General features: G+C 65.5%; 18 protein-coding genes. 11 read left to right on the top strand and 7 right to left on the bottom strand.

Annotated elements, in window-relative coordinates:
- Positions 1–31 precede the first annotated feature (31 nt).
- The 3 genes from E2481_RS10950 (at position 32) to thrS (ending at position 3566) form a co-directional block, all read left to right on the top strand.
- Positions 32–751 (top strand): MinD/ParA family ATP-binding protein, encoded by a 720-nt coding sequence (locus E2481_RS10950; RefSeq protein WP_136717193.1) that lies wholly within the window; start codon positions 32–34, stop codon positions 749–751.
- 123 nt (positions 752–874) lie between these two features.
- Positions 875–1573 carry a MinD/ParA family ATP-binding protein gene (locus tag E2481_RS10945; protein WP_169302425.1) on the top strand — a complete coding sequence of 233 codons (699 nt, stop codon included), beginning with the start codon at positions 875–877 and terminating at the stop codon, positions 1571–1573.
- Positions 1574–1643: 70 nt separating this feature from the next.
- The gene (gene thrS / locus E2481_RS10940; RefSeq protein ID WP_136717191.1) at positions 1644–3566 is read left to right on the top strand and encodes a threonine--tRNA ligase; all 1923 of its coding nucleotides are present in this window, start codon (positions 1644–1646) and stop codon (positions 3564–3566) included.
- A 16-nt stretch (positions 3567–3582) separates the two neighbouring features.
- On the opposite strand, the gene E2481_RS10935 is transcribed toward thrS, so the two are convergent.
- Both E2481_RS10935 and E2481_RS10930 read right to left on the bottom strand, forming a co-directional pair.
- On the bottom strand, positions 3583–4458 hold the full coding sequence (locus tag E2481_RS10935; protein WP_136717190.1) for a PspA/IM30 family protein: 876 nt from the start codon (positions 4456–4458) through the stop codon (positions 3583–3585).
- 59 nt (positions 4459–4517) lie between these two features.
- Complete coding sequence (locus tag E2481_RS10930; RefSeq protein WP_136717189.1) at positions 4518–5246, bottom strand: zinc ribbon domain-containing protein; 729 nt, start codon at positions 5244–5246, stop codon at positions 4518–4520.
- A gap of 108 nt (positions 5247–5354) precedes the next feature.
- Between E2481_RS10930 and E2481_RS10925 the strand changes: the two genes are divergently transcribed.
- Entirely contained in the window at positions 5355–5948 is a 594-nt protein-coding gene (locus E2481_RS10925) for an alpha/beta hydrolase (protein WP_136717188.1), read from the top strand.
- A gap of 7 nt (positions 5949–5955) precedes the next feature.
- Here the strand turns inward: E2481_RS10925 and E2481_RS10920 are convergent, their stop codons facing one another.
- Positions 5956–6279 carry a hypothetical protein gene (locus E2481_RS10920; RefSeq protein ID WP_136717187.1) on the bottom strand — a complete coding sequence of 108 codons (324 nt, stop codon included), beginning with the start codon at positions 6277–6279 and terminating at the stop codon, positions 5956–5958.
- Between the two features lie 60 nt (positions 6280–6339).
- Entirely contained in the window at positions 6340–6681 is a 342-nt protein-coding gene (locus E2481_RS10915) for a DUF7113 family protein (RefSeq protein WP_136717186.1), read from the bottom strand.
- A 198-nt stretch (positions 6682–6879) separates the two neighbouring features.
- On the opposite strand from E2481_RS10915, the gene E2481_RS10910 reads away from it, so the two are divergent.
- Genes E2481_RS10910 through E2481_RS10900 form a run of 3 tightly spaced genes read left to right on the top strand, consistent with a single transcriptional unit; the run spans position 6880 to position 9693 of the window.
- Positions 6880–8736 carry an ATP-binding protein gene (locus tag E2481_RS10910; protein WP_136717185.1) on the top strand — a complete coding sequence of 619 codons (1857 nt, stop codon included), beginning with the start codon at positions 6880–6882 and terminating at the stop codon, positions 8734–8736.
- A gap of 49 nt (positions 8737–8785) precedes the next feature.
- Positions 8786–9214 carry a universal stress protein gene (locus E2481_RS10905; protein ID WP_136717184.1) on the top strand — a complete coding sequence of 143 codons (429 nt, stop codon included), beginning with the start codon at positions 8786–8788 and terminating at the stop codon, positions 9212–9214.
- A gap of 41 nt (positions 9215–9255) precedes the next feature.
- Positions 9256–9693, top strand: coding sequence for a hypothetical protein (locus E2481_RS10900; protein WP_136717183.1), 438 nt, complete (start codon positions 9256–9258; stop codon positions 9691–9693).
- A gap of 195 nt (positions 9694–9888) precedes the next feature.
- On the opposite strand, the gene E2481_RS10895 is transcribed toward E2481_RS10900, so the two are convergent.
- On the bottom strand, positions 9889–11154 hold the full coding sequence (locus tag E2481_RS10895) for a KaiC domain-containing protein (RefSeq protein WP_136717182.1): 1266 nt from the start codon (positions 11152–11154) through the stop codon (positions 9889–9891).
- A gap of 176 nt (positions 11155–11330) precedes the next feature.
- Here E2481_RS10895 and E2481_RS10890 point away from each other — a divergent pair, with 176 nt between their 5' ends.
- Positions 11331–12173, top strand: a complete 843-nt coding sequence (locus E2481_RS10890) for an NAD(+)/NADH kinase (protein WP_136717181.1) — start codon at positions 11331–11333, stop codon at positions 12171–12173.
- Here the strand turns inward: E2481_RS10890 and E2481_RS10885 are convergent, their stop codons facing one another.
- Both E2481_RS10885 and E2481_RS10880 read right to left on the bottom strand, forming a co-directional pair.
- Entirely contained in the window at positions 12174–12434 is a 261-nt protein-coding gene (locus E2481_RS10885) for a hypothetical protein (RefSeq protein WP_136717180.1), read from the bottom strand.
- A gap of 79 nt (positions 12435–12513) precedes the next feature.
- Positions 12514–12711 carry a hypothetical protein gene (locus tag E2481_RS10880; RefSeq protein WP_136717179.1) on the bottom strand — a complete coding sequence of 66 codons (198 nt, stop codon included), beginning with the start codon at positions 12709–12711 and terminating at the stop codon, positions 12514–12516.
- 167 nt (positions 12712–12878) lie between these two features.
- Between E2481_RS10880 and E2481_RS10875 the strand changes: the two genes are divergently transcribed.
- The 3 genes from E2481_RS10875 to E2481_RS10865 all read left to right on the top strand — a co-directional run bounded on the left by E2481_RS10875 (position 12879) and on the right by E2481_RS10865 (position 16668).
- Entirely contained in the window at positions 12879–13454 is a 576-nt protein-coding gene (locus E2481_RS10875; protein WP_136717178.1) for a response regulator, read from the top strand.
- A gap of 49 nt (positions 13455–13503) precedes the next feature.
- The gene (locus E2481_RS10870) at positions 13504–14082 is read left to right on the top strand and encodes a response regulator (protein WP_250137796.1); all 579 of its coding nucleotides are present in this window, start codon (positions 13504–13506) and stop codon (positions 14080–14082) included.
- 120 nt (positions 14083–14202) lie between these two features.
- Positions 14203–16668, top strand: coding sequence for an efflux RND transporter permease subunit (locus tag E2481_RS10865; RefSeq protein ID WP_136717177.1), 2466 nt, complete (start codon positions 14203–14205; stop codon positions 16666–16668).
- The last annotated feature ends 30 nt before the right edge of the window (positions 16669–16698 follow it).

Here is a 16698-nt window from a genome sequence, read left to right as displayed (position 1 = left end):
TTGTCGGTGCGGGATAACGTTGTACTAACCGATGGTGGGGGACATATTCACCGTAGCGGGGGGGAAAGGCGGCGTGGGCAAGACCACGACGACGATAAACACGGGCGTCGCGCTGCAGGAAGCGGGCCACGACACGATCGTCGTCGACGCGGACCTGGGGATGACGAACCTCGGGAAGATACTCGACATCGACCACCAGCCGCGGCTTCATCACGTGCTGGCGGGCGAAGCCGAGGTCGGCCAGGCGATCGCGGAAGGGCCGGGCGGGCTGTCGGTCCTGGCCGGCCACGAGAGCCTCGAAGCGTTCGCACACGGCGACCCGTCGAACCTCCGGCCGGTGTTGCACTCGCTGGCCGAGTCCTACGACGCCGTCGTCGTCGACACCGGCGCGGGCGTCTCCCGGGAGACGATGATCCCGGCCGACGTCTCCGACGGAATGTTACTCGTCACGACGCCCGACGAGGTGTCGATCGTCGACGCCCGCAAGATGGTCGATATCGCCGACCGCGTCGACACGGAGGTCGTCGGGGCCGTCATCACCAAGGCCGACGAGGACACGGCGGTCTCGGCCGTCGCCGAGGAACTCGGCGAGGACGTGCTGTCGGTCGTTCCACAGGACAAGGCCGCAACGACCGAGGAACCGCTCGTGCTCGAAGCCGAGGAGAGCTACGCGGCCCAGGCGTACCGCCGGTTGGCGATGAAACTCACCGACTACGTCGAGTCGCGCGAAGCGCGACCCGCCGAATCCTGAGGACGGGGTTCGGGGACGCGGCGGAAGGCCACAGTGAGCGGCTCGCCACTTTCAGGCGAGCAAATGGCCAAAACGCTTATACGAAGTTATTTTGCCGATGCTGTCTATATTCGACGGTACGGTATGGGGGAAGTATACGCAATCGCCGGGGGGAAAGGCGGCGTCGGGAAGACGACGGCGACCGTCAACACCGGTATCGCACTCGAACAGGCGGGCCACGACGTCGCCATCGTCGACGCTGATCTGGGGATGACGAACCTCGGGGGAATGGTCGGTATCGACCACGCGCCGACCATCCACGACGTGCTGGCCGGTCGCGCGCCGCTTTCCGAGGCACTCGTCGAGGGGCCGGCAGGGGTGACGGTCCTGCCGGGGTCGGACCGGCTGGAGGCGTTCGTCGACGCCAGTCCGGACAATCTCCGACCGCTCGTCGAGGAGCTCCGGTCGGCGTTCGACGCCGTCATCGTCGACACCGGTTCGGGCCTCTGTCAGGAGACGGTCGTTCCGATGCGAGCGGCCGACTCCGCGATCCTGGTGACGACACCCGACGCGGTCGCCATGGCGGACACCCGGAAGATGGCCGACCTGGCCGAGACGGTCGAGACGGGGCTGCTCGGAGCCGTCGTGCTCCAGGCCCAGCCGGACACGAGGGTGCCGGAGATCGCAGACGAACTCGACGTGACGGTCCTGGCCGCGGTCCCGGAGGACCGGGAGGCGGCGAACGACGAACCCGTCGTCGTCAACTATCTCGACCGGGTCGCGACGCAGGCCTATCGGACGCTCGCCCGGAAGGTCGGCAACTTCGTCGAGGCCCGGGCGTAGCCGTGACCGGTCCCCGTCGGCTCGGCGGACTCTCAATACACTTATCCCACGCGGTCGGCTTGCCACGGGTATGAGCGAGGTCACGGTCACGCTGCCCGACGGCTCGACCCTCTCCATGGAGTCGGGGTCGACCGTCGAGGACGTCGCCTACGAAATCGGACCGGGATTGGGGAGCGACACGAAAGCCGGCGTCGTCGACGGCGAACTCGTCGACAAGCACACGCCGCTCACCGACGACGTCGAGATCGAGATCGTCACCGAGTCGGCAGAGGAGTATCTGGACGTGTTGCGCCACTCGGCGGCCCACGTCTTCGCCCAGGCGCTCACGCGGGAGTTCCCCGACGCGAAACTCACCATCGGCCCCTGGACCGACGACGGCTTTTATTACGACATCACCGGCGTCGACATCGACGAGGACGACCTGGAGACGATCCAAGACGAAGCCGAGCGCATCATCGAGGCCGACTACGACATCGAGCGGGAGCTCGTTTCCCGCGAGGAGGCCAAAGAGCGCTACGCGGACAACGAGTACAAACAGGACATCTTGGAAACCGAGGCGGCCGGCGAGGACCCCGTCTCCTTCTACCGGCAGGACGACTTCTACGACCTCTGCCAGGGTCCCCACGTGGAGTCGACGGGGGAGATCGGCGGCTTCGAACTGCTGGAGATCTCGGCGGCGTACTGGCGCGGCGAGGAGGACAACGACACGCTGACCCGGGTGTACGGGACGGCGTTCCCGACCGAGGAAGGCCTGGAGGAGTACCTCGAACAGCGCCGGAAAGCCGAGGAGCGGGACCACCGCAAGATCGGCCAGGAGATGGACCTCTTTTCCATCGACGAGACGACGGGTCCGGGGCTGCCCCTCTATCACCCCAACGGGAAGACGATCCTCAACGAGCTGTCCGAGTTCGCCGAGAACCTCAATACCGCCGACGGCTACCGCGAGGTCGAGACGCCGCACCTGTTCCGGACGGAGCTCTGGAAGAAGTCGGGCCACTACGAGAACTACGTCGACGACATGTTCCTGCTGGACGTCAACGACGAGGAATACGGCCTGAAGCCGATGAACTGTCCGGGCCACGCGACCATCTTCGACCAGCAGCAGTGGAGTTATCGGGACCTCCCGGTCCGGTACTTCGAGGACGGGAAGGTCTACCGCAAAGAACAGCGGGGTGAACTCTCGGGGCTCTCGCGGGTCTGGGCCTTTACCATCGACGACGGCCACCTGTTCGTCCGCCCGGACCAGATCGAGCAGGAGATCCGGACGGTGATGGAACTCATCTTCGAGGTCATCGAGACGTTCGACCTGGAGGTCGAGATCGCGCTGGCGACCCGGCCCGAGAAATCCGTCGGGAGCGACGAGCTGTGGCAACAGGCCGAATCGCAGCTCCGCGCGGTCCTCGACGACGGCGATTACGAGTACGACGTCGAGGAGGGCGACGGTGCCTTCTACGGCCCGAAGATCGACTTCGGCTTCGAGGACGCCCTCGGACGCGTCTGGGACGGCCCGACGGTCCAACTCGACTTCAACATGCCCGAGCGGTTCGACCTGACCTACACCGGCGAGGACAACGAGGACCACCGGCCGGTGATGATCCACCGCGCGCTGTACGGCAGTTACGAGCGCTTCTTCATGGTGCTGACCGAACATTACAACGGGCGGTTCCCGACGTGGCTCGCGCCCGAACAGGTCCGCATCCTGCCCATCAGCGACGACAACATTCCCTACGCCAAGGAGATTCAGAACCGGCTGGGCGACTACCGGGTCACCATCGAGGACCGCTCGTGGACGGTCAAAAAGAAGATCCATCAGGCCCACGAGGACAACGTCCCCTACATGCTCATCCTCGGCGACGACGAGGAGGAAGACCGCACGCTGTCGGTTCGTGACCGCCAGGAACGCGAGACGAAAGGCGTCGGCCTCGACGAGTTCCGCGACCATCTCGAAGACGAGGTCGGCCAGCAGCGGACCGAACCCGACTTCCTGGACTAGACGTTTCTCGCCCGCCTCAGTTCTTCTCTTCTTCTTTCAGTTCCTCTAGCTCGGCGTCGAGTTCGTCCTCGGAGACGTCGGTCTCGCCGTCCGTCTCGACGTCTGCCGGCTCGACGTTCGTCTCCACATCAGCTTCCTCCGCGTCTTCCGTACCGTCCGTCGTGCCGGTGTCTGTGCCTTCCTCGGTCGCCCCTTCCTCGCCCATCTCGGATTTGAGCGTGTCGAGTTCGGCGTCGACTGCGCCCTCCGTGCGGATCTCTTCGAGTTCGCGGTCGAGTTGGTCCTTGTCCGAGAGCTGGTCCTCGAAGACGCCGCTCTCCTGGAGTTCGTCCATCGCGGCCGCACGTGCCTCCATCTCCTCGGTGCGTTCCTCCGCGCGTTCGATGGCACGCCCCACGTCCTCCATCTCGTCGCCCGCGCCGGTCATGGCGTCGGAGACGCGGTTCGAGGCCTCGGCGGCCTTGTACCGTGCTTTCATCGTCTCCTTTTTCGTGCGGAACTGCTCGATGCGGTTCTGGAGCGTGTCCTTCTTTTCGACGAGCTGATCCTGCTGGCGCTGGAGCTGCTGGATCTGTGTCTCCAGGTCCTCGATCTGGCCCATCTTCTGTTTTTTCTTCTCCAGCGCTCGCCGTGCGAGGTCCTCGCGGTCCTGGCGGACCGCCTCGCGGGCCTGCTCGTTGTGTTTGTCGACGTTCTCTTCGAGTCGGCGCTGCTGGATCTCCAGGCGCTTTTTCTGGGTCGTCAGATCGGCGATGCCCTGTTTTACTTCCTGGAGTTCGTCACGCAACTGCTCGTAGGAGTAGTCCAGCGTCTCGGCAGGGTCCTCCGCCCGGTTCAGGACGGAGTTGACCTTCGACCGGATGACGTAGGACGCGCGCGAGAGGATACCCATACCGCCCCGTTGGGTACCGCCGACCTTAAAACACTTACACGCCCGCGGTGGACGAGCGGCTACCCCAGGAGCCAGTTGAACCAGAGTTGCAGGCGCGTCGAGGTCGCTCCGACGAGGCCGCCGAATGCCCCCAGCAAGACGAGGACGCTCCCGACTGCCGTGACGTACGCGCCGACGGCCAGCGTCGGGTCCGGGAACGGGACCGTCCCACCGCCGATTAGGTGGAGATTGTCGAGGGGGTCGTCGCCCGCCACGACCGCCATGACACCGAACACGTAGAGGATGAGTCCGGTCCCGAGCGAGCCAAGCATCGAGAGCCAGCCCCAGCCGCGACCCCACGTTCGGTACGCGGCGAGGAGCGCGAACAGGGGTAAGACCGCGTACGGGACTGGACTGCCTGCCGGCCAGATCTCGAACCCGAGCACGGTATCACTCCCGGTCGCCGACTTCGCGTACGGCAACACGAGCGCCACCGTCGTCAGTGCCGCCCCGAGGAACGTGGCTTTCCGGGACGGGCCCCAGCCAGCGACGATGGAGTCTCTCAGGCCCCGGAGCCTGTCGGTCGTCCCGGGACGTGCCTCGCCGCCTGCCGTCGCGGCGGTTCCGGTCCCGCTGTTCGCCGCGGCATTTTCGGCCCCGCCGTTCGCCACCTCGCGCGGACTCGTGTCGCCCTGTCGCGTGGCGCGCTCCCGGGCGCCCTGTTCCGAGCCACCCGCCAGTTCGGCTCCGCACGCCATGCAGTACTGGTCGTGTTCGGAAACCGACGCACCGCAGTTCCGACACTCCATGTCTGATTGTAGACCGTCGAGAAGAATATTCGTTCTGAAACCACGCTCTCGTGGGGGTGTGTCAAAAGGGAGCGCGGGCTTCTTGGTACACCGGAACGAGCGACAGGTATGAGCGAGGAGATCCGCATCGATGGAACACGCGACGTGCGTGTCACCATCGATTCGCCCGACGCCGACCGCGCCGTCGTCGCCTGTCCGCCACACCCTCAGATGGGCGGGTCCCGGACGGACCAGCGCCTCCGCGCCGTTGGCGACGCGCTCGCGAGTCGCGATATCGCCTGCCTCCGATTCGATTACGGTCCCTGGGACGAGGGGACGGGCGAACGAACGGACGCCCGCAACGCCCTGGCGTACGCCCGGGACAACTACAGCCCCGTGGGGCTGTTCGGGTACAGTTTCGGGGCTGCCATCGCGCTGTGCGTCGCGGCCGAGGCCGACCCGCAACCGGTTGCACTCTCCGTGCTCGCGCCCCCGTCGACCGTCGGCGAGGGGCTCGATACCGTCGGTGCGCTCGCCGGCATCGACTGCCCCGTCCAGGTCTGCTACGGGGAGCGCGACGACACCGTGGAGTGGGAACCGGTCGTCGAGCGGGCGCGCGGCCTCGGCTACGCGGTGGAACCGTTCCCCGCAGATCACTTCTTCGTTGGACAGGCCGAGAAGATAGCCGAGCGCGTGGGCGACTTTGTCGCCGAAACGACGTAGCCGCCGATCAGGACTGGCGCTCCCAGTCCGGGTCGACGTCCAGGCTCGATATTGCGGCGTCGAGGTTCGACTGCATCGCACCGTAGAAGCGCTCCCGCCCGACTGGCGTCCGCATCCGGAGGATGACGGTGTTGTCCGTCGCGTGGTGAATCGAGAGTTCTCGCGCCGTCTCGGTGTGTGACCATTCGCCGCGACTGGTCGTCTCCTCGCCCTCCACGAGCCGTCGGCCCAGATCCGAACTCATGCGTGTCAGCGCGGAGAGATCGGAGGGGACGGCCGGAGAGAGATCGATAGTGTTCGTGTCTGTCTCACTCGGGGCACGAGTCGCCATACCATGCGCGTGGTCTGTCGTGATTAAGAACCTATCTATTCCGTCGAGCGGCAAGACGACTCACTGCGCTTCGGGTTCCGCCTGGGCGACGGTGATCTCGACCTCGCCGGGGTCGAGACCGACGCGGGCGAACTGGGTCCGGATGTGTTCCTCGGCGGCGTCGATGGCCGTCTCCCGGGTCTCGAAGCCGTGGGGCATGGGCGATTCGAAGGCGACGTTGAGTTCGCGGCCGCCGATCTCGGTCGTCTGGCCGCCGCTTTCGACCTCGTAGAAGGCGTCGCAGACCCAGATGTAAGGGGCGTCGTCGTCGGGTGCGCCCTTGAACGACGGTGAGCGCTCGCCGCGCTCGTACAGCGTGCCGGTCAGATCCGTCCCGCCGGCGGTACCGCTAATGAGTAACATGAACGTTCCTACGCGGTGAGTGCGGAAAAGTCTCGCGTCGACTGATACGGACTGTTGTAAGTCAGTTCGGTATCGACCACCCGACGGCGGGTGGTCGAACCGGTAACCAGTTACAACAGTCCGTATGAGGGGTCCGTCGCCTGACCCAATCACGGCAGCAGGGAAACGCGTTTGACCCAGGGGTTCGATGTGATCCGTATGTCTGATCTGGGAGACTTTACGGAGTTCGACGGTGACGCGGACGAGGAGGGGGGTGACGGGACCGACGCTACGGCGGCCGACGGCGAATCGGCCGAGACCGCGGCGGCTGGCGACGACGGGACTACCTCCGAAGCGGAGACCGCGGAGTTCGAGACGGTCGACGTGTCGCCGGCCGGCAGCGACCGCGGGATCGGCGTCCTCTCGGCTTCGGAGGGGCTGACGATCAGCGAGGATCCCGACGACACCGCCCTGCGCGCGTACATCACGGTCCAGAACCGCTCGCAGGTTCGCATCGGCAAGTACCTCCTGATCCCCTATCCCGACGACGAGCGACTGTTCTGTCGCATCACCGCACTGGAGTACGCCCAGGAGTTCCACACCGACGACGCGACCGAGATCCACGCCCGCCGTGCGATGCGGTCCCGTGGCATCGACGAGCAGGACTTCAAGTTCATGGCCTCGCTGGAGCCGGTGGCGGTCCTCTTCGAACAGGATGGTGAGCTCAAACGCCGGATGACCGACCGGGTGCCCAAACCCGAGACGGTCGTCCGCGCCGCGACGGACAAAAGCGAGATCAAGACCGGCCTGAAGATTCCCGAGGACGGCGTCTTCCTCGGCCATCTGGCCGTCGGCGGCGAGCGGGTCCAGACCGCTGCCGAGCCACCGACCATCGACTACCGCATCAAGGACGACTACGACGCGGGCGACCCGCTCGTGTTCCGCCACACGCTCGTCGCCGGCGGGACTGGGTCGGGGAAGACCCACGGCTCGAAGAACATCCTCCGGCAGTATCTCGACGAGGCGCGCAGCTACCCGGTCGATTCGGGGAGCGACCGCGAGGTCCAGACGGCAGTCGTGCAGTTCGACCCCCAGGACGAGTACGCCCAGATGCACGACGACAACCCCGAGATGACCGACGAGGACCGCCGTCGCATGGAGCGGGAGGGCGTCGCCTACGGCGGCCACGACGACACCGTCGCGTTCGTCCCGAAAGTCGGGGGGTCCTCGTACTCGGCCGACCACCACCGGGCCGAACAGGTGGAGTTCACCATTCCCTTCTCGATGGTCCGGGGCAACCCCTGGCTCGTCTCCGGCGGTGGCCTGAACGACAACCAGTACGCCGCCCTGCGATACCTCCTCTCCAGGTTCTTCGACAACTACGGGTCGAACGGGACCTACGAGCAGTTCATCTCCTTTCTGGACGACCCGGCACTCAAGGAGGAACTCGACGAGAACGGCCGCGTCCACGAAGCCACCTTCGACGCGGTTCGACGGCGTGCTCGCGGGTTCGGCGACGTGTTCGACCAGGACGCCCGCCCCATCACCGACCTGGTCCACGAGTTCGTCCGACCCGGCGGACTCACCGTGGTCCCGACGTATCACATCACGGAGAGTCGCACCACTGAAACCATCGTGCTCGCGCTTTCGAGCCTGCTCGTCGACGAGAAACTCTCGAACGACCCGCGCTTCGACCGGATCAAGGAGACGCCGCTGGTCGTGGGCATGGACGAGGCACACAACTTCCTGACCGACGCCGACAGCGTCCAGGCCCGCAAAGTCATCGGGAAGTTCACCGAAGCCGCAAAACAGGGCCGCAAAGAGCGACTCGGCCTGTTCCTTATCACCCAGGACCCCCAGGACATCGCCGAACCCGTCTTCAAGCAGATCAACACCACCGTCGTCCTCAACCTCGGCGACGAGGACGCCATCTCCGCGGTGAACATCCCCGCGAACCTCGAAGCGAAAGTCCCCTACATGGAGAAAGGCCAGATGGTCGTCTACTCCCCGGACAACTCTGAACCCGTCGAACTCATCGGCCTCCCGGTCTGTGTCACCAAACACGGTCGGGACTGACGGCCCGTCGGCAGGAACGTTTTAATCATGTGGCGTGTTGTGTACTACCATGGGAAAGCGAATCCTGGTCCCCCTCGACGGGTCGGTTCAATCCTGGGAGGCGTTCGAGTTCGCCATCGACGAGTTCCCCGACGGCGAGTTCGTCGTACTCCACGTCATCAATCCTGCCGACGCGGGGTACAGCGCGCAGGCGTCGATCCCGAGTTTCTCCGAGGAGTGGTACGAGCGGGCCGAGGACGAAGCCGAGCGCCTCTTCGAGAAGGCACGCGACCGGGCCACCGAACGCGGCGTCGCCGTCAGTGAGGACACCGTCGTGGGCAAGCCCTCCCGTGTCATCGTCGAGTACGCCGAGGAACACGACATCGACCAGATCGTCATGGGGAGCCACGGTCGGTCGGGCGTCACGCGCATTCTCCTGGGGAGCGTCGCCGAGACCGTCGTCCGGGGGTCGTCGGTGCCGGTGACGGTCGCGCGATGACAGTCTAGAAGACTTATCACGCACCGTGGGTATCGGCCAATGTGAACCGACGCGCCCTCCTGACCGCCGGTGTCCTGCTGTTTGCCGGCTGTACGAACCGACCCGATGGTGACGAGACAGCGGAGACGCCCGACACGACGACGACAGCGCCGCCGTCCGCCAGCGACCGGACGACCGACGTCGCCGAGGACATTCTGATTCGTGTCACCAACAACACGTCCGGGACTCGGACCGTTCACCTGACAGTCAACAGGGACGGTGAGACTCACGTCGAGAAATCCGTCACGCTCGACGCCGACGCGAGCAGCTACGTCGACCCGGAGATAACCGAAACCGGGGACTACGAGCTCGCGATCGAGACCGACGCGGGCCGAACGCACCGCCGGCCGTTCGACGTCGAGGACTACGACCTCGGGATGGGATCTAACCTGATCGTCGTAGCCGATACGGATTCGATTCGGGTGTTGATGGAGGAGTAGTACCGCACGCGAACGCCGCGAGGGTGACTGCAAGGTGCCCTCGGATCGCGGAAGGGGAACGGAGTGGCCCGTGAGCGTAGCGAGAGTCGTTCACCGCGAGCGCGCCGCAGGCGCGACTCGCGGCCTTTTTTCGCCCACGTTTTTCAAGGAGCGGTGGCCGAGCAGCGCGAGGCCACCCGACGCAGAAAAAGGTGGTCAGAAAATATTCGCCTGCTGGTACACGGAGATCCCTTCGCCGGTGATCTCGTAGGGTTTGGTCTCCCGGGAGTGGTTGGCGTTGCGGATCTTCTGGATGGAGACGGCGGTGCGGGTCTCGCGGGTCTCCTCGCGGACGTAGCGGAGGTGGATGACCGCGTCGGTGAGGTACTCGATGATGCCGTGACGGGAGGAGTAGTCGTGTTCCTCGCTGGCTTCGGAGGTGAGCATCGTCGTGACGCCGGATTTCTTCAGCGACCGGGTGAAATCGTACACCTGGGTCCGGCGCTTGGCCTGGTCGTTGTACATCATCTCCAGCAGGGAGACCGAGTCCAGCACCAGTCGGTCGGCCCCGAAGTCCTCGATGAGGGCGGGCAGTTCCGCCCGGATGTTGTCGAGGCTGTTGGCCATCTCGACTGGGTCCAGGTCGATGATGGCGAGGTTGTCTTCGCGTTCGTGTTTTTCGAACCCCCAGTCGCGTTCGGCCGCGGTGGCCATGATGGCCTCGTGGCTCTGTTCGAGCGTGATGAACACGGCCTTCTCGGGGTCGTCTTTCTGGAGGCCGTGGTGGAGGAACTGCAGGCCGAACGTCGTCTTCCCGGTCCCGGCCGACCCGATGGTGGTGATGAGGTGTCGTTCGGGGATGCCGCCCTGGATCATGTCGTCTAAGCCCTCGATGCCGAGCTTGATGCGCGGGATGTCGGACTCGAAGTCCTCGTCGTCGAAGTCACCGCCACCGTCGTCACCGCCGCCCCCGAACGCCGAGGCGAAGTCGTCGTCGAACAGTTCGCCGTCGTCGCCGTCACCGCCGCCGCTCCCGCCGAACGGACTGTCTCCGCCCTGGTCGTCGCCGCCGAAGGGGCTGTCACCGCCGCCGCCACCGCTCCCACCGAACGGGTCGTCCCCGTCGGTGTCATCGCTCCCGCCGAACGGACTCTCGCTGTCGGCGGTTTCCCCACCGCCGAAGGGGTTGTCCGCGTCGCTTTCCCCGTCGTCGCCGAAGGGACTGTCCTCGTCTGCACCCGCGTTGTCACCGAAAGGGCTCTCCTCGTCAGTGCCTGCGTTGTCACCGAAGGGACTGTCTCCGTCTGTGCCCGCGTCGTCGGCCTGGTCGCTTCCGAAGGGGCTGTCACTGCCCTCGTCGGCCTCGCTGGGGCCTGCGCTACCGCTCTCGGGAGACTCCGACTCGTCGACCGATTCCTCGCCCTCACCGTCGTCGCCGACGGCGCTCTCGAACCAGTCGTCGTCAGAGTCGTCCTCGCTCATCGGGCACCACTCGCTCCCGGCCGGATGGCCATGGATAGCCGTTGGAGTGGGGATAAATTAACCTTGTCCGTGTTCGGCACTCGAACCGGCCGGTAGAACCGGCGGGAACAGCGGTAGGGACGCCGTCGTCGGGGATATGGCGGGGTTTATACATTCGGGGGGCAAAGCCCGACGAAATGAAAGTCGGGATCGTCGCCCAGCGGGACAACCCCCGTGCTGCGTCGCTGGCGAGTGACGTCGCCGACCGCCTCCGGACCGACGACGTCGCGGTGGTGGTCGACGAAGTGACGGCAGCGCACCTCGCTGCCGAGTCCGACCAGACGGTCACCGGCGTCGCTATCGACGAGATGGCGACCTGTGATCTGGTGGTCTCAATCGGCGGCGACGGGACCTTCCTCTTTGCCGCCCGTGGGGCCAGGACGACGCCTGTGATGGGCGTCAACCTCGGCGAGGTCGGCTTCCTGAACGCCGTCCCACCGGCGGAGGCGGTCGCTGCTGTCAGCGACGAAGTCGAGGCGATGCGCACAGCGGGCACCGCAAAGACGCGGTCGATGAGTCGCCTGGGGGCCAGCGGTGCCGACCTGTCCGTGCCGCCGGCCATCAACGAGATCGCCGTGTTGGGCCCCCAGCGTGGCCACGGACAGGGACTCGATCTGGAAGTGACGGTCGACGGGGACCTGTACGCGGCCGGCCACGCCGACGGCGTACTCGTCGCGACGCCGACCGGCAGCACGGCCTACAACTTGAGCGAGGGTGGGCCGCTGATCCACCCGGGGGTCGATGGGTTCGTGATTACCGAGATGGCGGGCGAGGAGCCGATGCCACCGCTGGTGATCGACCAGGAAAGCACCGTCGAGATCACTCTCTCGAACGCGGACGAAGCGGTCGTCGTGAGTGACGGACGGGAGGACGAGACCGTCGAGCCACCGGCGACGATTACACTCCGGCGGGCGGACGAACCGGTCCACATCGCCGGCCCGCCACTGGACTTCTTTGCCGGCCTCGGGAAACTGGACTGATTACTTCCGCGCGGTCAGATACACCATCGGTCCGATCATCAGCAGTGCGATGCCGAGGAACTTCCAGTGGGCGTTTTCCAGCATGCTGTTCGGTGTCAGCATGTAGATGAGCCCGAAACTGATGAACTGGATGGCGTGGACTCGTCGTGATTTCAGCGGCAGCGCTGCCAGGAACCCAAGGATGAAAATCAGGAGGATCGCCTGCCCGACGTTGTACTGGAGCAGAAAGTTGTCGATCACCTGGAGCGGTAACGCGTTCATTCCTGTCCGAACGTCGCTCTGTAGCAGCCTAAAAACTTCCGTTACGCGTCGAGAGGGTACCCGGTTGTCGATGATCGGGTCACGACGGCCCGGTGATGTCGAGTGGGCGGAGCCAGACGTACCAGATGAGGATCATCGTCCCGAAGTAGCCCGTCGCCCACACGAAACTTCCCAGCAGGTCGTAGCCCGCCTGGGCGAGGGCGTAATCGGCCAGGCCCGGGAGCACGATACCGGCGCTCAATACCAGCGCAAACTTCACTCGCTCGGACAGAGCCATCAGTGGCTCCCTCCTGACGTGGGCACCATGTCCGAGTCGAGTGCCTGCTGGCGGGATAATCATGCGGTTTCGGGACGGTCCGGCGGCGGGGCGTGACGCCCGCTGGGTCGCGTCACAGCGACATCTCGCGCACAAAGTATAACTCGTCCCCACAAATAGAGGGGAGCATGGCCAACGATTCGGAGGCGACCCTCCTGGTCGTCGACGACGAGAAGGAGGTCGCTGACGTGTACGCGCTCAAACTCGAGCGCGAGTACACCGTTCGTGTCGCCTACGGAGGTGAGGAAGCCCTCGAGAAGGTCGACGCCGATGTCGACGTGGTCCTGCTGGACCGGCGGATGCCCGACAAGTCCGGTGACGACGTACTCGGGGAGATCCGGGACCGCGAGCTCGACTGCCGGGTCATCATGATCACGGCCGTCGATCCCGACTTCGACATCATCGAGATGCCGTTCGACGACTACCTCTGTAAGCCCGTCGAGAGCGACGACCTGCTCGAGGCGGTCCGTCAGCAACTCAGGGCCCGCGGGTACGACGACCGACTCAACCAGTATTACGAGGTGACCTCGAAACTCGCGCTCCTGGAGGCCGAGAAGACGCCCCAGGAACTCGAGACGAACGAGGACATCGCCGCCCTCCGGGAGCGGGCCGAACGGCTGGAAGCGGAGATGGACGAGTCGCTCGCCGACTTCGACGACTTCGAGATGGCGTTCCGTGAGATCGGACGCCATCCCGGCCGCTGAGGGTCCGCACACAAAGTATAACTCCCGGAACCACCGAGTGGATACTATCGTGGGTAGTTCTCGTCCGCACGTTCTGGTGGTCGACGACGAGCGGGACATGGCCGACGTGTACGCGACCAAACTCGAACGGCACTACGACACGTCCGTCGCGTACAGCGGACGGGAGGCGCTGGCGAAAGTCGACGAGGGCGTCGACGCGGTCCTGCTCGACCGCCGGATGCCCGACACGTCCGGCGACGAGGTGCTCGCGGAGATCCGCGATCGCGGCCTTGACTGCGTCGTCGTCATGGTGACCGCCGTCGATCCGGACCTGAACATCCTCGACTTGGACTTCGACGACTACCTCTCGAAACCGGTCGACGAGGAGATCCTCCACACGACGCTGGACCGACACGTCGATCCCGTCGCCGACGCCGAACGCATCGAGGAGTACTTTTCGCTCCTCTCGAAACTCGAAGTGCTGGAAGCCGAACTGACCGACGCCGAACTCGGGGACAGCGAGGAGTTCAAGCGAACCGTTCGCGAGGCCGAGGCGATGACCGAACGACTCCGCGAGGAGATCGACGATTTCGACGCGCTCGTCGAAACCTACCGGAACGTCGACCGGTCCGCCGACGGCGACCAGTGAATCCGACACCTGTCACTGATAAATAGTTTTTCAGTTTATTAGCGTTTGCAAACCGATTAGCGGCTTCGGTCACGACGTGGGGAGCATACCAGTCGCCGCCCGAGCGCTGGTTTGGTCCCCATGGTCGAGTATCAGCGAGTCATCGATTGGGTCGACGACCGCATCGTCAACAGCCCCGGGAAGATCGTCCTCCTCTTTCTGGGGCTGACGGTCCTGTTCGTCGGCGGGCTCGGGAACGTCGAGACCGAGTCCGGACAGGACCAGTTCATCGACGACCTCGAATCGTTCGAGGCCCTGGAGGACATCCAGCGTGACTTCGGTTCGAGTTTCAGTTCCGGGGGAAGTTCCGCCAGCACCACGCTGCTCCAGGACAGCCAGAACGTCCTCTCGAAACCCGCGATGTTGCGGTTGCTGCACGCCCAACAGCGCGTCGAAAACCAGCAGGACATGCGGGTCGAGTCCACGTCGAGTCCCGCCGGCGTCGTCGCCCGCACCCTGGACCCGAACGCGAGCACCCTCGGTGAGGAGATCGACGCCGTCGAGTCGGCGACGCCGTCCGAAATCGACGCCGCCGTCAGACGGGCGGCCGAGCGCAACCCCGGTTTTACCAACCAGTTGAGTGACGACTTCAACGAGCAGGCGGCGTCGGCCTCGGCCGCACAGGCGACGATCTCCCACGGCACGGGCGACATCCCGGACCGGGACGACCGGGTTCGCCGGGTCGTCGGCACCGTCAGCCAGGACGTCCGCGTGCTCGGGAGCCAGCCGGACACCATCTCGGACTCGCTGGTGCTGGTCATGCCGGCCGCGCTGGTCCTCATCGTCGGGTTCCTGATCGTCGCCTATCGGGACCTGGTGGACCTGCTGCTGGGCATCGTCACCATCGTCATCGCCCTGCTGTGGACGTTTGGCTTCCTCGGACTCGCGGGCATCGCCTTCAACCCGCTGCTCGTGGCCGTCCCGCCGCTGCTCATCGCCGTCGGGATCGACTTCGGCATCCACGCGGTCAACCGCTACCGCGAGGAACGCGCCCGCGGACAGGACATCGAGACGTCGATGCGGATCACGACCGACCAGTTACTGGTGGCCTTCTTCATCGTCACCGGAACGACGGTCATCGGCTTCCTCTCGAACCTGGTCAGCGCCTTCCCCCCGACCAAGGACTTCGGACTGGTCGCGGCCATCGGCATCGTCTTCACCTTCCTGCTGTTCGGGATCTTCCTCCCGGCGGGGAAGGTGTACATCGATCGCTTGCGCCGGAAATACCCCATTCCGACCATGAGCCAGCGGCCGCTCGGCGACGAGGACTCGGCGCTCGGTCGCGCGTTGAGCGGCGGCGTCGTCGTCGCCAGGCGCGCCCCGCTCGCCTTCCTGCTCGTCATGCTCGTGGTCACCGGCGGCGTCGGCTACTACGCGACGGGCATCGGGACCGGGTTCTCCCCGGAGGACTTCATGCCGGCCGAGGAGACGCCCGAGGCCTTGCAGTCACTCCCCGAACCGTTCCGCCCGCCCGCGTCCTACCAGTACGTCGAGAACTACAACTTCCGCGAGGAGAAGTTCGACCAGGACGGCCAGGTACTCCTGTACGTCGAGGGGCCGATGACCCGGGACAACGCCCTGGAGTCGCTCCATCGCGCGGGAGCGGACCCACCGCCGACGTTCCGGGGTGACGACCGACGCGCCGACGCCCAGAGCATCGTGACCGTCATCCAGTCCCGGGCCGAGGCCGACCCCGAGTTCAGACGGCTGGTCGCTCGCAACGACCGCAACGACGACGGGATTCCTGACGACAACTTGGGCGAGATCTACGACGCCCTGCTGGATTCCCCGGCGCGGGAGCAGGCGCTATCCTTTATCAGCGAGGACCGCCGGAGCGCACGCGTCGTCTACACCGTCGACGACAGCGCCGACGACAGGGAGACGACCGCCGACGCCCGGGCGGTCGCGAGCGACCACCGCTTCGAGGCCTCGGCGACGGGTTTCGCCGTCATCTTCCAGGACGCGACGGAGATGCTGTTCGAGGGCGTCGTCCAGAGCCTGGCGCTGGCACTCGTCGGTGCCTCCGTCTTCCTGGTCTTCATCTACTGGGTGCTCGAAGGTCGGCCGTCGCTCGGTATCGCGAACGTCGTCCCCATCGCGATGAGCGTCGCCTTCGTCGTCGCGTCGATGCGGTACCTCGGCGTGAAGTTCAACGCCTTCAACGGGACGATTCTGGCCATCACCATCGGCCTGGGGATCGACTACTCCGTCCACGTCGTCCACCGCTTCGCCGACGAGTTCGACGAGCGCCCGCTCATGCCCGCGCTCCGCCGGACGATCATCGGGACCGGCGGCGCGCTGACCGGGAGCATGCTCACGACGGTGTTCGGCGTGGGCGTCCTCTGGCTCGCCCTGAACCCCGCGATCGGCGTCTTCGGCATCCTGACGGCTCTGAGTGTGGTCTACGCCTATCTGGCCTCGCTGTTCGTCCTCCCCTCGACGCTGGTGCTGTGGGACCGGGTCGCCAACCGCTCGACGACGGGCGATCCGATGGCTGGCGGGGAGTCGAGTACGTCGACGCCACACGAGTCGCTCACCGAGGACTGATACGGTTTGCTGTAGCTGTTTACCGCTACG

It is taken from the genome of Halorientalis salina, assembly GCF_005049285.1.
GTDB lineage: Archaea > Halobacteriota > Halobacteria > Halobacteriales > Haloarculaceae > Halorientalis > Halorientalis salina.
The sequence above is the reverse complement of the archived record's forward strand: the minus strand, read 5'-3'. Positions and strand labels throughout refer to the sequence as shown.